The sequence below is a fragment of the Flagellimonas marina genome, from assembly GCF_042651185.1.
Classification (GTDB): domain Bacteria; phylum Bacteroidota; class Bacteroidia; order Flavobacteriales; family Flavobacteriaceae; genus Flagellimonas; species Flagellimonas marina.
The window spans coordinates 1,600,706-1,615,506 of the sequence record NZ_JBHSCL010000004.1; the positions used below are offsets into that span (position 1 = coordinate 1,600,706).

Genomic DNA, 14,801 nt, shown 5'->3' on the forward strand with positions numbered 1-14,801 from the left:
CATCACTATTTAAAGAGCAATTGTGCATATTGATAGAGGCTTCTACGCCAAGTCAGCCATTCATGGGCCGTTTCAGGGGATTCATAATATACATGATCAATTCCCTGTTCTTCCAACATATCTCGGAAAGCGCCAACAGATCCTGGAAACGGATCAGGCTCTTTGGTGCCCAGTCCCAACCAGAACACTTTTATTTTTTCTTCCACAGCTTTGCCATCATCAAATGCGCCGTTTAGAAATGTTTTCGTGTCTATTTTATCGCTGGTCGGATAGTTGGAAGTACCACTGAAGCCACCATAATAGGCAAACTTGTCCAAGTTGTTCATGATGATGCGCATGGTCTGGTTTGCACCCATTGAAAGGCCGGCAATGGCCCTATGTGCTCTATCTGATTTTGTTCTGTATTCCGCGTCTATCATTGGAATGACCTCTTGTATCAACACCTCTTCAAAGGCTGATTGTGGTCTTCTATTTCCTTCGGTTGAACTGTCCTGGGGTTTATAAGCATACCCATTGTCCATAACAATGATCATTGGAACCGCTTTATTCTCTGCAATCAGGTTGTCCAAAATTAGATTGGCCTTTCCTTGCGAGGCCCACCCTGTTTCATCCTCAAAACTCCCATGTTGAAGGTATAGCACCGGATATTTAGTATTGGTATCCTTACTATATTCTGGCGGGGTGTAAACAAAGCATCTTCTCCAAGCTTGGGTAATGTTGGAAAAATAGAGCTGCTCCGAGACCCTTCCGTGCGGAACATTCTTCAAGGCATAAATTTCACGGTCTGTTGCCGGAATTTCAATACCGCTGCCCCAACGTCCTGCACCATAATAGTATTTGGTGCCCGGATCAGGAACAGAAGCCCCATCAATGTTCAATTGGTAATAGTGAAATCCCTCTTCCTGGGGTGCTGACTCACCGGTCCAAACCCCTTCATCGTTTTTGGTAAGGTCGTATTTAACACCACCAATATCCAGTTGTACTTTGTTGGCTTCGGGTGCGAGTACCTCAACTTTTACACGACCTTCCGAGTCAACCTTTGGATATTCCTTTCCAGGTTGATTGGTCTCTGAAGGTTCGTAGTCGGTTTGGGCCAAACACGGCTGCAATGCCAAAAAAAGTACGGCAATAATTGCATGCGGATATCTCATCTGACTTTCTTTTTAGAGATTATTTAAAAAGAAGGGGAGCTAGTTCATGTAGACTGCGCCTCCACGTCTGAAATTCGTGCGCCGTTCCTTCTGAAACATAGGAAACGGCCTTTATTCCAGCCTCATTTAAAGCGGCAGCTGCACTTTTTACGGCTTCTGGTCTTTCCTTGCTTCCAGAGCTTAGGAATATGAGTTTTACATCGTCTTTATCCTTGATGTCCTCTGGACTATAGGTACCTCCACTTAGCAAACCGTAATAGGAAAAAACATCGGGTTTGTTGAGGGTGATCATCTTGGTCTCCATACCTCCCATGGAAAGACCGGCCATTGCTCGATGGGACTCTTCGGCAACCGTACGGTAATTGGCATCAACATAAGGTATCAATTCATCAACCAAAACAGTTTGAAAAGGGGTAATGTCGAAATTACGTAGCCCACCAAATCTGATTTCATTGGTCATTCCATACGTCATTACGATAAGGAAAGGATCAGTTTTGCCTTCGGCAATAAGGTTGTCCATAATAAGGTTAGCTCGGCCTTGGTTGCTCCAAGCGGTTTCATCCTCGCCCCAACCGTGTTGCAAATATAGGACTGGGTATTTTTTAGACTGGTCCTTGTCATATCCTGGAGGGGTATAAACAAAGGCACTTCGGGATGTATTGGTGCTTTTTGATGGAAAAAGAATTTGCTCCACCTTGCCATGGGGAACGTCCTTTAATGCATAAAATTCTTGGTCATGGGCAGGTATCTCAATACCGCTTTCCCAACGCGTGGAACCATAAAAATTTAGAGCGCCTGGATCGTTAAAAGTACCTCCGTCTACATCTATATGATAGTAATGGAACCCTTCGTCCATGGGTCCTTCCGTGGTACCCATCCAAGAGCCATCCTCAACTTTTTGGAGTTTTGTACCTCCTCTTCCCCCAAGGCCCAGGCTTACCCGAACACTGTCGGCTGCTGGGGCATCTATCTTAAATCGTGCATATCCCTGCGAATTTACCTGAGGGTATTCCTTACCGGGTTGGTTCAGGGTTGAGGACTTAAAGTCTTCGATTACGGTGGTTGAATTGGTTTGAGCCATACCAATGGTATAGCATACCAGTGCTAGTGTTAATGTTGCAGCATTAAATTTCATGATGTTTGTTTTTAGTTAACTGTTGTTAGATTCTAATTGTTCATTTTATTGTTTTGAGTGAAATAGATTGATTTTGATAATTTATTGTTTGTTGACCGAGATTTTCAAGGCACTTTGCGTAACGGGGAAGTTGCAAGCCAAATTTTTCGATACCAATATAAGTGTTTATTAAACACATTGAAAATGAATGGTGAAAAAATTCAATAAAGTCTTTGTTAAAATGATAAAAGAGACCATTATTTCTTAAAAAGAATATTGTACACGTTTTAATCCACTTTATTTATTAGTTTATTAGCAAAACAATCAGGGCTATTATGAAAAGGTTACTTTATTTGGTTTGTTTTTACATCCCAGTTTCATTTTTTGGACAGTATTCCAACAACTTAAAACTTTGGTATGACGAACCCTCTGGTCCTGTCTGGGAAAATGCTCTGCCCCTGGGCAATGGTTGCTTAGGCGCAATGGTCTATGGCAATGTGAGCACTGAAATATTCCAACTCAATGAGCATACAGTGTGGAGCGGTGGCCCCAATAGAAATGACAATCCGAATGCACTTGAGTACCTACCCAAGATCCGGGAACTCATCTTTAATGGAGAATACAAAGCAGCCGAGCAACTGGCCAATGACAAGATTATCACCAAAAAATCGCATGGCCAAATGTTCCAACCTGTGGGAAATCTGGAACTATACTTTCCGGGCCATACGGAATATCAAGATTATTTCAGGGAGTTGGATATCAGTAATGCGGTCAGTAAAACTTCCTATAAAGTCAATGGTACCACATATACAAGGGAAGCATTTGTTTCTTTGACCGATAGACTTCTGATAATTCATTTAACGGCGGATAAATTGGGGCAAATCAGCTTTACGGCGAATTTTACAACTCCTCATACCGATTCTAAAATAAATACAAACGAAGAAAACCAAATCTCCCTTTGGGGCCGGACAAGTGATCATGAAAGTGTTGAGGGCAAAGTGGAGTTCAACGCCCTAATGGGGTTGAAGACCAAAAATGGAAAAACCACCCAAACAACTACATCAATTACGGTGGAAGATGCGGACGAAGCTGTATTGATGGTTTCGATTGCCAGCAACTTCAATTCTTACCAAGATTTGAGCGGTGATGAAATGCAACGTACAAAAGGTTTTTTGGATGCAGGTTTTGACAAGGATTATACACTTTTAAAATCGGAACATATAAAAAAATACCAGGAATTATTCAATAGAGTGATTTTGGACTTTGGAGAAACGGAAGCATCAAAAATGCCTACGGATGAACGACTGGCCAATTTCAGGAATACGCAAGACCCCTCTTTTGTGGCCCTGTACTTTCAATATGGGCGATATTTGCTCATATCCTCATCCCAACCGGGCAGTCAACCCGCAAACCTTCAAGGTATATGGAACCATCGAATGAAACCTGCATGGGACAGTAAATATACCATCAACATCAATGCAGAGATGAACTATTGGCCTGCCGAACGCACCAACCTCTCTGAGCTTCACGAACCTTTTCTTAAAATGGTTCAAGAGCTTTCCATAACAGGCAAGGAAACAGCTAAGACCATGTATGGTGCACGGGGTTGGATGGCCCACCACAACACGGATATTTGGCGGATAACAGGCCCTATAGATGGAGCATTTTGGGGTATCTGGAATGGCGGAGGGGCTTGGACCAGTCAGCACCTTTGGGAGCACTATTTGTACACTGGGGACACAACCTTTTTGAAATCTGTTTTTCCTGCACTCAAAGGGGCTGCTGAATTTTATGCGGACTTTTTGGTAGAACATCCCAACTATCCCTATTTGGTTGTTGCCCCGGGTAATTCTCCCGAAAATGCCACCGAAGCCCATCAAGGTTCATCCATCACAGCAGGGTCCACTATGGACAACCAATTGGTCTTTGATGTATTCAACACCTACATCCAAGCTTCTGAAGTTTTGGAAAAGGAAAGCGCTTTCATAGACTCACTAAAAGTGTTGAGAAGTAAATTACCCCCAATGCAGATTGGCAAGCACAACCAATTGCAGGAATGGTTGGATGATGCGGACTCGCCTGAGGACAATCATCGCCATGTTTCCCATTTGTACGGTCTTTTCCCGTCTAATCAGATCTCTCCATATCGTACACCCAAACTATTCGCTTCAGCAAGGAATACCTTGTTACAACGAGGCGATATTTCCACAGGATGGAGCATGGGCTGGAAAGTGAATTGGTGGGCCAAAATGCAAGATGGCAATCACGCCTTTAAGTTAATCAAAGATCAATTGACCCCGGTAGGGATCAATCAAGGTGGTGGTGGAACCTATAACAATCTATTTGATGCCCATCCCCCGTTCCAAATCGATGGAAATTTTGGGTGTACTTCGGGTATCGCCGAAATGATGTTGCAAAGTTCGGATGGCAGTGTCCATTTACTCCCAGCGATTCCCGATGCCCTAAACACTGGATATGTAGGCGGATTAAGGGCCAGAGGCGGGTTTGAAGTTGTAGCTCTGGAATGGAGAAATAAAAAACTCTTGGCAGCCACCATAAAATCCAACCTAGGGGGCAACTTACGCCTACGTGTTCCCAATGAAATCGAACTCGTTGGAATCGGGATTTTCAAGGAAGCCAAAGGAGACAATCCCAACAAGTTCTTCAAGATGGAAGAAACGATGGAACCCATTATTTCAGAGGAAGCGTCCACTCAGGAATTGACTTTGCCAAAGTCATTACTATATGACATTATCACGGAAAAAGGCAAAGTCTATTCTTTTAGATTAAAATAAATAAGGTTTCCATTTTGTAGATAAGCGAACTGGTATTTAAACAATACCTAAATAAAATATTCATTTAAGCAAGCGAAACTACGATTCGTGCAGCGAATTCAATGTGTGGTCACCTAAATCAATATTTCCATATTGTTACAAATTGCATGATCGCTATATGCTGTTAAAAACATTATATAAAAAAGGCATCAATAAGAAAACTTACCGAGGCCTTTTAAGTACCAGTGATCGCGGAAGGATTCGAACCTTCGACCGTCTGCTTAGAAGGCAGATGCTCTATCCAGCTGAGCTACGCGACCCAAGTTTGCGGGTGCAAAGATACTAATGTCTGTGGTTGTAAAAAATATTTTTTTTATTTCTTATGCTTTTTGCATCAGACCACTCAAGACCAGTACATTGACTAATCAAATCCAATTTCTTTGAGACCTTCGTGACTTATTCCTATTACATCAAGCGGTTTTTTGTCCCAAGTCATATCTTGCTCCACAAAATATTTCTGCATACCCGAGGTTTCCTTCTCTGTCAAAATTCGCTTAAAATCAATGTTGCCTTCTCCAACTGGAGCAAATTTTCCGTCATCATCCATGTCCTTTACATGCCATAATTTAAATCTGCCTGGGTATTTCTCAAAATAGTTAACTGGGTCTGCTCCTGCTTTGGTCACCCAAAATAAATCCATCTGAAAGTTCACATATTTTGAATCTGTGTTTTCCAACAAATACTCAATAGGTTTTACTCCATCCTCATTATCCTTGAATTCAAAATCATGGTTGTGGTACAAAAGTTTCAATCCTGCCGAATCACATTTTTTTCCCAAGGTAGTTAAGATGCTGGCGAAGTCTTCCAAAGACCCCTGCATGCCCATAGTTCTGTCTTCAGGGTTAAAGGTAAACATGCCCATAGGTGGAACCGGTATCGTAAAATATTCAAAACCAGCAGCTTTAACGGCGGCTATTTGTTCATCTGCATTTTCCAAAGTAACCGAACCTTGGTGGGTACTCACCGGTTTCAGACCCACACTTTCCAAGTATGCTTTAAAGTCTTCTGGAGCCATACCATAGAACTTCCCTTCATTATAACCTGCTGCCTCAACATAGGAATATCCGGCATCAGCCACTTTCTGGAGCGTTGCTTTGGCGTCTTCCCCCATATCATCCCGAACCGTGTACAAGGCCAATCCTCCAAAATTTTGATCGCCGCACGAGTGTAAGGTCACCAATAATACAAGAAGCCCAAAAGGAACGAGTTTGTTTAATGCTATCAATATTTTTTTCATTCTGAAATTGTTTGAGTTTAATTGTAGTTCTTTAGCTCTCCAATATACTGCTTTCCTATCGATATTCATGAGCATGGCCCATTCTGTTCATCATATGGAATCCCTAGTTTGTATAAATTAATATGCTAGGGATTCTTTCGTTTATGGCGTGAATGAACTATCTTAATTCTTTAAAAATCAACCACCATGACCAAATTCTGCGTTCTCCTTTTCAGTTGTTCTCTATTCTTGATTTCTTGCAGTTCAACTGAAGAATCAAAATACATTATTGCGGTAAGTTTTGCTGAATCCGCAAGTCCAGAAAACAAAGACGGAAGACTATTGTTAATGCTTTCCTCGGACGACAGTAAAGAACCTCGTTTTCAAATCAATGATGGCCTAAATACACAACTCATCTTCGGAATGAACGTGAATGGCATGGCCGCGGGTCAATCCATCATTTTTGATGAATCCATTTTTGGATACCCCTACCCTAGTCTAAGTGAAGTTCCTCCGGGAGAATACAATGCACAAGCACTTTTGCACGTGTATGAAACTTTCAACTTATCCACCGGACATACCGTAAAGCTTCCCATGGACAATGGTGAAGGGCAACAATGGAACACTTCTTCTGGCAACTTGTACAGCAAGCCGTTCAAAATAACCGTTGGTGAGAATGGTATTAACAATGTCTCTTTGGTGATGGACCAAGAAATTCCACCCATTCCAGAGCCAGAGGATACGGAATGGATAAAACACATTAAGGTCAAATCCGAGAAATTATCTGAATTCTATGGTAGGGACATTTATTTGGGAGCTCATGTTTTACTGCCAAAAGGTTTTAACGAACATCCCGAGGCAAAATATCCCTTAATGGTTTTTCATGGTCATTTTCCAAGTGATTTCCGTGGTTTCCGAACCACCCCTCCTGACCCCAACTTGGAACCCGAATACTCCGCTAGGTTTGATTTGGAAGGCTACAATCTCATCCAACAACAAGAGGCGTATGACTTTTACCTACGCTGGAACGAACCTGATTTTCCCCGTTTCCTAATTATTGAAATCCAACACCCTACTCCCTATTATGATGATTCCTATGCGGTCAACTCTGCAAGTCAAGGTCCGTATGGAGATGCCATCACTTACGAACTCATTCCTGAGATTGAAAAACGATTTCGTGGTATGGGCGAAGGTTGGTCCCGATTTTTATACGGAGGTTCCACTGGAGGGTGGGAAGCTTTGGCCGTACAGGTAAAATATCCCGAAGAATACAACGGTTGCTTCGCAGCTTGCCCAGACCCCATTGATTTTAGGGCCTACTGCCTCACCAATATTTACGAGGATGAAAATGCCTATTACTACGACTCTGAGCACAAGAAATTGGAAGTACCTTCCCATAGAGATTATTTGGGTGACATACAGTCTACCTTGCGACAGGGCAACCATTTGGAACTGGTTTTGGGCGACAAATCCCGATCAGGACAACAATGGGATATTTGGGAAGCCACCTATTCACCCCAAGGTGATGACGGTTACCCAGTTCGAATCTGGGACAAAATGACGGGCGATATTGACCATGAAGTCGCCGAATATTGGAAAGAAAACTACGACCTGCGGCATATCTTGGAACGCGATTGGGACAAACTTGGCCCGCAGTTACGGGGCAAAATACATATTTACTGCGGCGATATGGACAATTATTACCTCAATAATGCTGTCTATCTGATGGAAGATTTTCTGGAAAGTACCACCGAACCATACTATGACGGTGAGGTCTTATATGGTGATCGTGCTGAACACTGCTGGAACGGAGACCCCGACCAACCCAATGCCATCAGTAGGTTACGGTACAATTCCATGTACGTGCCAAAAATCATGAAGCGTATTGCCGAAAGTGCGCCCCAAGGTGCAGATTTGACCAGTTGGAGGTATCAATAACCGGCTTCATGTCTTTTAAAAACGGAGTTGTCCTATATTAGCCAAGCTCAAAGCATACCAACATTGAGCAGCTTATGCTTGTGTTATGGATTATACGTTTTGCCATTCCATTATTCTATACCAGGAAAGAATAAATCGTTTTATAAAATGACAAACGGCCAGCAATACAATTGCCAGCCGTTATAGTTAAATCAAAACCAAATGTCTGAATACGATGTGACGGTCAATATCCAGATTCAGTATTAATCAAAATCAAAACAAAATTACGAATTTATGACCAACTTTGGACTATACCCCATGAACATTAGTTTGAAAGGGCACAGAATCAAAAATAAGATTCAAAAGTATCATCAACCGCTATTTGATTGACTGTATAAGAAATCTTTTTACTTGATGATTATTCCACTAAACTATAGGTAAAAGTGATTTCGGTTTGTATCACATCGCCGTTTATATCGGTGACATTAAAATTATCTGAAAATGAAAAAGCCGTGTCGCTTCCATTAAAGGTTAAACTCAAATTCTGCAAATTACACCCAAAGACAATGCTCAACGTATTGGAAGCCAATTGCCAAGAACCAGAAACGGTGGCTCTATTCGGGCAATTTGTTCCATTGACACCTTGCTCAAAAGTGTATGACCTGCCTGAATTGAACGTATAGGCCGCATCTTTTTGACAATCATTATATTGGGCAAAAAGGTCTGTACTGGGGTTTTCATCATCATCATCTGTAATATCTACAGCTTCATCTGCAACAATGGCCGTTAACGTCCACTCTCCAACCATTTTTTCTTCATTGGCTACGAGAGCTCCAGAGAAATCTTCCGGACAATCATCACCATCATCCGTACTGCAGGAAAGAAAACATCCACTTATCATGAACAATGCACCCAAGTTAAAAAGTAATCGCTTCATAGTAAAATTATGATTTAAAGGTTTCTAGTTTGATGTAGCGAACCTCAGAAGGTTGCATCAACCGATTCACTTTTTTTAATGGACTTCTAAACCAATATTACTTTTTTGGAACTATATCCAACAAAACAGCTATCTCATGCCCCTTATTTTGAACACATTCCATTATGGGCTCTACTTTAATATAACCTGTGCTCGATTCCACTCTAAGAATGTTGTCACAATCCTCCAAATCAAAGTTTATGAGGTATTCCGGAAACAGAGCTTGTAAGTGCTTTATTATTCTGTTTGCATCGTTTTGATTGTTGAGGCTGGTTTGAAATACTTCTACCATTTTGTAAAATTGTTCAATGCATTTGTGTTCTATCCGTTCAGATTTTCCACATATTTTTTGAAGTTATCCAAGATGGCCTGCCACCCATCTCGCTGCATATCGATTGGGTTCTGGTTCTCTGGATCAAACTCGGTTGTAAGCTTTACTTCATTGCCAAGGCTTTCAAAGTTGGTAATGGCACGGCGTCCATCGGTCATCACATATGAAATTTTCTTCATAGGTTCGACCTCATCATAAATGGCTTCAAAATCGAATCCAAAACTATCGTCTTTAGCCTCCATTCTTGCCAAATACCTTCCGCCCACTCTTAAGTCATTTTCAGCCTTTGGACAACACCAATCATCCGATGCAAAATTCCATTGGGTAATATGTTCCGGTAGCACCCAGCATTCCCAAACCTTTTCAATACCAGAGCCTATGGTGCTGCTTATTTTTATCTTTTCAGTTTTCATAAAGTTCAAATTATATTACCCTATAATAGGTTTGTATTTAGCACGGTTCTCATACATGATCCAGCCTAAAATGATGGCCAATATCAGTGCAATGATCAATCCGCTGGTATGCACCACTGTATTCATTAGTAATATCCCCACCATTACGGGCAAAATTATTAGGGCGCCAAGGGCCCTTGTCTTGGGTAAAATTATCAGGATTCCGCCCACTAGTTCGGCCAGGGCGATCAAGGGCAGTAACCATGATACTTCCATGAATGCCTGAAAATCACTCATTAATTCTTCGGGCATTTCCTCGGGCATGGGCATGTAGTGAAAAAACTTGTCCAGACCGGCATTGATAAACATTAGCCCAAACAAGAGGGCAAGAACGAATAAAATCTTTTTTTTCATAATGATTGGATTAAAGTGTTATAGATTATGTGTTGTAAGCACTTGGCGGTCAAACCGGAGAAACGGTATTGTTTTTTCTTGGTTGTGACACTTTCTATTCAATGCAAATTTTAATTCAATGATGGTTGGAGCCCTGCTATCCCGATACTTCATCTAGCTTTTCTTGATACCGAAAGGCCGCCATGCGTTTAATCAGTTCCAGTGGAAAATCTTGGTCATGGGGAAATTGCACTGAACCTTTTCCAGTCTTGTAGCTAGATAGTTCCTTACTAAAGTTTTTATGGGTAGATGGAACAGCATAAAACCCAATATGCTTTTCATACGCTGCATAATACATCAAGATGCCATGATATCTAAGTGCCGGCATATTATAGCTGATGACCTCTTCGGCCAGTGGTGCCACTTCTTTCAATGTTTTACGGATGATTTCCATACGCTCCAGTGCATGCTTCGGGACACTTTGAAAATACGCATCAACCGTTTTAAACTTCTTCTTGTCCATACTACTTCAATATTAATTTTTTAGCACTTGCAGTGAAACAACCACTGATGTCCATATCTATCAATAAGACCACCAAAAAGGTAGCCTAAAAATGTTTTATCCAAGGGATAAATCTGTGTTCCTCCTTCCTTTAGTTTGTTAAAGTAGTTCTTAACCTGAACCTCATCCTCACTATCCACAAGTATAGAAATGGCATTCCCCTTTATTAATTTTTCATTGACCATATCTGTTCCCATCAACAGCATATTTTCTTTTTTGAGAGAGGCCTGTACCACATATTTTTTCATGTTGGAAGGAAATCGTAGTTCATTTGGGCTGCTTTCCAAAGTTTGAATTTTAAGTTCCCCGCCCAAACATTCACGGTAAAACTCCATCGCTTCCCTACAATTACCATTAAATGTAAGATATGTTATAATCTGATTCATGCTGTTTAATATCTTCACTTCACAAAGTTGGCAATCAACAGGCATAAGAAGAGGGGGTAAAAACGGCGATTGCACGTGTTGATTCCGCCAGTGTAATTTGCTACATTTGAATTGTGAAAACAATATCCATCTTGGTTCCTGAAACTGCTGTGGCTTCTGGTGTTACCGGCCCACGCTATCTTTTTACGACCGCCAATCAATTTTTACAGGCTGCAGGCAAAGACCCCTTATTTAAAGTGCAGATGGTAGGCCAAACCAAAGAAGTCCGCATACAGGACGGGGCATATTCCATAACGGCAGATGTTCTTTTAAAAGATGCTGGGCAAGCCGATTTGGTCATTATTCCTCCTTTATTTGGAAATATGGATGCAGCAATTGCCCTTAACAAGGCAACATTACCTTGGATTCTTGAACAACATTCCAACGGCGCAGAATTGGCCTCGCTTTGCGTTGGTGCTTTTTTATTGGCTTCAACTGGCTTGCTCGATGGTAAAAAATGTTCCACCCATTGGGCTTTTTATACCGAGTTCAAGGAGCAATTTCCACAGGTTGAAGTGGTGGATGGCGGCGTAATTACTGAAGAAAATGGGATTTATTCCAGTGGCGGAGCCCATTCGCTCTGGAATCTACTGCTCTATATTTTGGAAAAATATACAGATCGTGATACGGCGATTCTGGCTTCCAAATATTTTGCTATTGATATTGACCGAAACAGCCAAGCAGCCTTTATGATGTTCAGAGGACAGAAGGACCATAATGATGAAGCAGTAAAAAAGGCCCAGGAATACATTGAAAAAAATTATCAAGACAAAATAACCGTTAATGACCTTGCGCAACGAGTAGCTGTCAGCCGTAGAAGTTTTGAACGAAGGTTCAAGCAAGCTACGGACAATACGGTGATAGAATATCTGCAACGCGTAAAGGTAGAAGCCGCTAAGCGTAGTTTTGAGTCCACCCGAATGAATATTTCAGAAGTAATGTTCGATGTGGGCTATACCGATTCCAAAGCCTTTAGAAATGTCTTTAAAAAAATTACAGGGCTTACTCCTATTGAATATCGGAACAAGTATAACAAGGAGACTTTTTCAGCTTTGGTGTGAGGGGCGTTAAAATGATACCAAAACGGAATCACCAGAATAGCTTACCTGTTTTCGCTCGCCAGTTGGCATTAATTCGATGACAAATTCCTTTTCAATGTTTTCACCATTGCCGGCCACTATGGTCATGGTTTTCTTGGCGTCGTTCCATTGGAACTTGGTTAGGGAATACGCGCCATCCAAATAATCCAACGTCTTTCCGTCATCGGTGTAAAGCTCAAAAGTACCATCTGCCCCCGACCATACTTTAATGGTTGTTGGTTCATCAACCTTTTCATCGACATATTGTCTAATGGGGTCCATTGGAATGATTGCTCCCGCTTTTATATATATGGGCATTACGGTAAGGTCCACTTCTTTTTGAATGGTCTTTCCTCCTTCAAGTGATTCCCCCGTCCACCAATCGTACCAAGTGCCTTCGGGAAGATAGACATTTCGACCGGTAGCGCCTTTTTCGAAAATTGGAGCAATCAACATATTCTCACCCCAGAGATACTCATCTCCAATGGCTTTTGCTTTGCTATCATTGGGATGGTGCAACCAAAGTGCTCGCATCATGGGCAATCCTTTATCCCTAGCTTCCCATGCTAAAGTATAATTATATGGCAGCAACTGATATCGTACTTCGGCATATGCCTTTGTAATGGGTTCTATGGTATTGTTGTTCATTTCGGATTCCAAAGGTGGTGTTCTGGTTTCCAATGGACCTCTTTCATCCAGTCCCCAACCCCATGGAAGGTGGGTCCACCAGGTTCTTCCGTGTGATCGAAAAGATGGACAAAAAGCACCAAATTGAAACCATCTTGTAAACAGCTCTGCCGTATATTCTTCGTTGGGATAGAATCCTCCAATATCCGACCCCCAGAATGGTGATAAGCTCAAGGATGAGTTGATACCCACTGCAATTTGACCCTCCAAGGTTTTCCATGAAGAATCGGTATCGCCAGACCAAATCCAACCGCCCCACTGCGCAATACCCAAATAGCCATTTCTGTGCAGGCTCCATGGCCTCAAATTGGGTTTCTTGGACAATGGTCCCTGATAATACATTTTATGTCGATTCAATCGCTCAAAAAGATTGAACCAATCGCCTTCATCGGGCCAAAATGCATCAACCCCCATATTCATTAAGGGAACATGTTCCTTCCAGTGGGTCAGTATATGTGAACTATCCACTTCTTCACCCTCTTTGGGCGGGATTGAACCATGTAAAGTCTCCAATCTATTCCTATCCCATGTCACCACATGCAACACCACTTTGGCATTCTTGCTGTGCATTTCGTCAATTACTTTTTCAGGTGACTTTTTAAATACTTCAGGATTAAACTCAAATGAGGGTTGTTCCGTGTTCCATCCTACCGGCGTAAAACCGGTTCCCAAATAGATAACAGCGTCCATTGGAATTTCCTTTTCTCGAAAGGTGTTGACAATATCCATCATTTCCTCATCCGTTTCCAAAGTGCGGTGCGACTGCATATAGCCCATAGTCCATTTTGGTGGCATTATAGCTGGGCCGCTAATGGTACTTATATCTTTCATCAAAGCTTTTGGGTCATGACCATCAAACACGTAGATATCATAAAGTCCATTGATATACTTTGGAGGAATTCCCTTTCCAGTATTCTCCTGTTGATTTTTTTGGTTCTGCTGAATATAAAAACCCTGTTCGGGAGTAATTGGTGAGTAGACGCCTGTGCTATCCGAAGATAAATCAATCTGTCCCCATGGTGTGACCATCCAAAGTCCCCAACCACCAGTTCCAACAAGCATTGAAACCGGGTTTCTGGAACCGTAAGCCGTGGCCTGCCAACGGGGAATCATTTTGTGCAATCGGCCTTTTCGGTCAAATTCTATGTCATGTTCCCTCCAATTGGCATCTTTTTCTGGTTTTGGACCACCTTCCCCCAAACCAAGGATTGGGGATTCATCTATGTCAAATGAAACATTTCCTTCATCATCAAAAACCAACTGCTGTATCATTATACCTTCTTCACTAGTCACGGTCACCGTCAACGGATTTGTGGAAACATGAACCTCAAGACCATTTATTGTCTCCGTCAGGTTACTGCGTAATTCAGTTATATCGATAGTGTATTCGGTTTTTTCCCGGTCTTCAAAAACAATATGCCCATAGGATTCCATATCATAATCCTGTGGTTTTAGAGTTATTTGCAGAGCATGGTCTCCAGCTGCTCCAATTTGTAGCTGGGCTGGTTCTCCCACTGTGGTTATTGGTTGGGTTTTGTCACACGAACCAAGACCCAAACATAGGGCAAGACCCAAGAAAAGTGGTAACCTATTGTTCCTAAGAGACGAAAAACTCATAACCCTATTTGTCATTTTTACGCATTTGGCACTTCTTAAATATATAGGATTAAACCTGATTGTGAACAGCTACCATACAAACTAGGCAATATAGGTTTAGAGTTCGG

Annotated in this window: 13 protein-coding genes and 1 tRNA gene; 3 read left to right on the top strand and 11 right to left on the bottom strand. The window is 41.8% G+C overall.

Annotated features, from left to right (window positions below):
• Positions 1-5: 5 nt before the first annotated feature.
• Both ACFOWS_RS10715 and ACFOWS_RS10720 read right to left on the bottom strand, forming a co-directional pair.
• On the bottom strand, positions 6-1,151 hold the full coding sequence (locus ACFOWS_RS10715) for an alpha/beta hydrolase-fold protein (protein WP_379764330.1): 1,146 nt from the start codon (positions 1,149-1,151) through the stop codon (positions 6-8).
• 19 nt (positions 1,152-1,170) lie between these two features.
• Positions 1,171-2,286, bottom strand: coding sequence for an alpha/beta hydrolase-fold protein (locus tag ACFOWS_RS10720; protein WP_379764332.1), 1,116 nt, complete (start codon positions 2,284-2,286; stop codon positions 1,171-1,173).
• Positions 2,287-2,600: 314 nt separating this feature from the next.
• Between ACFOWS_RS10720 and ACFOWS_RS10725 the strand changes: the two genes are divergently transcribed.
• Positions 2,601-5,060 (top strand): glycoside hydrolase family 95 protein, encoded by a 2,460-nt coding sequence (locus ACFOWS_RS10725; protein WP_379764334.1) that lies wholly within the window; start codon positions 2,601-2,603, stop codon positions 5,058-5,060.
• Positions 5,061-5,285: 225 nt separating this feature from the next.
• On the opposite strand, the gene ACFOWS_RS10730 is transcribed toward ACFOWS_RS10725, so the two are convergent.
• Positions 5,286-5,359: transfer RNA gene (locus ACFOWS_RS10730), tRNA-Arg, on the bottom strand.
• A gap of 101 nt (positions 5,360-5,460) precedes the next feature.
• Positions 5,461-6,336 carry a sugar phosphate isomerase/epimerase family protein gene (locus ACFOWS_RS10735; protein ID WP_379764336.1) on the bottom strand — a complete coding sequence of 292 codons (876 nt, stop codon included), beginning with the start codon at positions 6,334-6,336 and terminating at the stop codon, positions 5,461-5,463.
• 186 nt (positions 6,337-6,522) lie between these two features.
• Here ACFOWS_RS10735 and ACFOWS_RS10740 point away from each other — a divergent pair, with 186 nt between their 5' ends.
• Entirely contained in the window at positions 6,523-8,253 is a 1,731-nt protein-coding gene (locus ACFOWS_RS10740) for an alpha/beta hydrolase-fold protein (RefSeq protein ID WP_379764338.1), read from the top strand.
• Positions 8,254-8,650: 397 nt separating this feature from the next.
• On the opposite strand, the gene ACFOWS_RS10745 is transcribed toward ACFOWS_RS10740, so the two are convergent.
• The 6 genes from ACFOWS_RS10745 to ACFOWS_RS10770 all read right to left on the bottom strand — a co-directional run bounded on the left by ACFOWS_RS10745 (position 8,651) and on the right by ACFOWS_RS10770 (position 11,272).
• Positions 8,651-9,169 carry a DUF5004 domain-containing protein gene (locus tag ACFOWS_RS10745; RefSeq protein WP_379764340.1) on the bottom strand — a complete coding sequence of 173 codons (519 nt, stop codon included), beginning with the start codon at positions 9,167-9,169 and terminating at the stop codon, positions 8,651-8,653.
• Between the two features lie 97 nt (positions 9,170-9,266).
• Entirely contained in the window at positions 9,267-9,500 is a 234-nt protein-coding gene (locus ACFOWS_RS10750) for a hypothetical protein (RefSeq protein WP_379764342.1), read from the bottom strand.
• 29 nt (positions 9,501-9,529) lie between these two features.
• Positions 9,530-9,952: an SRPBCC family protein gene (locus ACFOWS_RS10755; protein ID WP_379764344.1), complete on the bottom strand. Its 423-nt coding sequence runs from the start codon at positions 9,950-9,952 to the stop codon at positions 9,530-9,532.
• 15 nt (positions 9,953-9,967) lie between these two features.
• Entirely contained in the window at positions 9,968-10,345 is a 378-nt protein-coding gene (locus ACFOWS_RS10760; RefSeq protein ID WP_379764346.1) for a DoxX family membrane protein, read from the bottom strand.
• A 136-nt stretch (positions 10,346-10,481) separates the two neighbouring features.
• On the bottom strand, positions 10,482-10,847 hold the full coding sequence (locus tag ACFOWS_RS10765; protein WP_379764348.1) for an iron chaperone: 366 nt from the start codon (positions 10,845-10,847) through the stop codon (positions 10,482-10,484).
• 20 nt (positions 10,848-10,867) lie between these two features.
• Positions 10,868-11,272 (bottom strand): VOC family protein, encoded by a 405-nt coding sequence (locus tag ACFOWS_RS10770; protein ID WP_379764350.1) that lies wholly within the window; start codon positions 11,270-11,272, stop codon positions 10,868-10,870.
• Positions 11,273-11,385: 113 nt separating this feature from the next.
• Here ACFOWS_RS10770 and ACFOWS_RS10775 point away from each other — a divergent pair, with 113 nt between their 5' ends.
• A complete protein-coding gene (locus tag ACFOWS_RS10775; RefSeq protein WP_379764352.1) occupies positions 11,386-12,372 on the top strand; it encodes a GlxA family transcriptional regulator in 987 nt (328 codons plus the stop codon).
• Positions 12,373-12,378: 6 nt separating this feature from the next.
• On the opposite strand, the gene ACFOWS_RS10780 is transcribed toward ACFOWS_RS10775, so the two are convergent.
• On the bottom strand, positions 12,379-14,709 hold the full coding sequence (locus tag ACFOWS_RS10780; protein ID WP_379764354.1) for a glycoside hydrolase family 31 protein: 2,331 nt from the start codon (positions 14,707-14,709) through the stop codon (positions 12,379-12,381).
• Positions 14,710-14,801 lie beyond the last annotated feature (92 nt).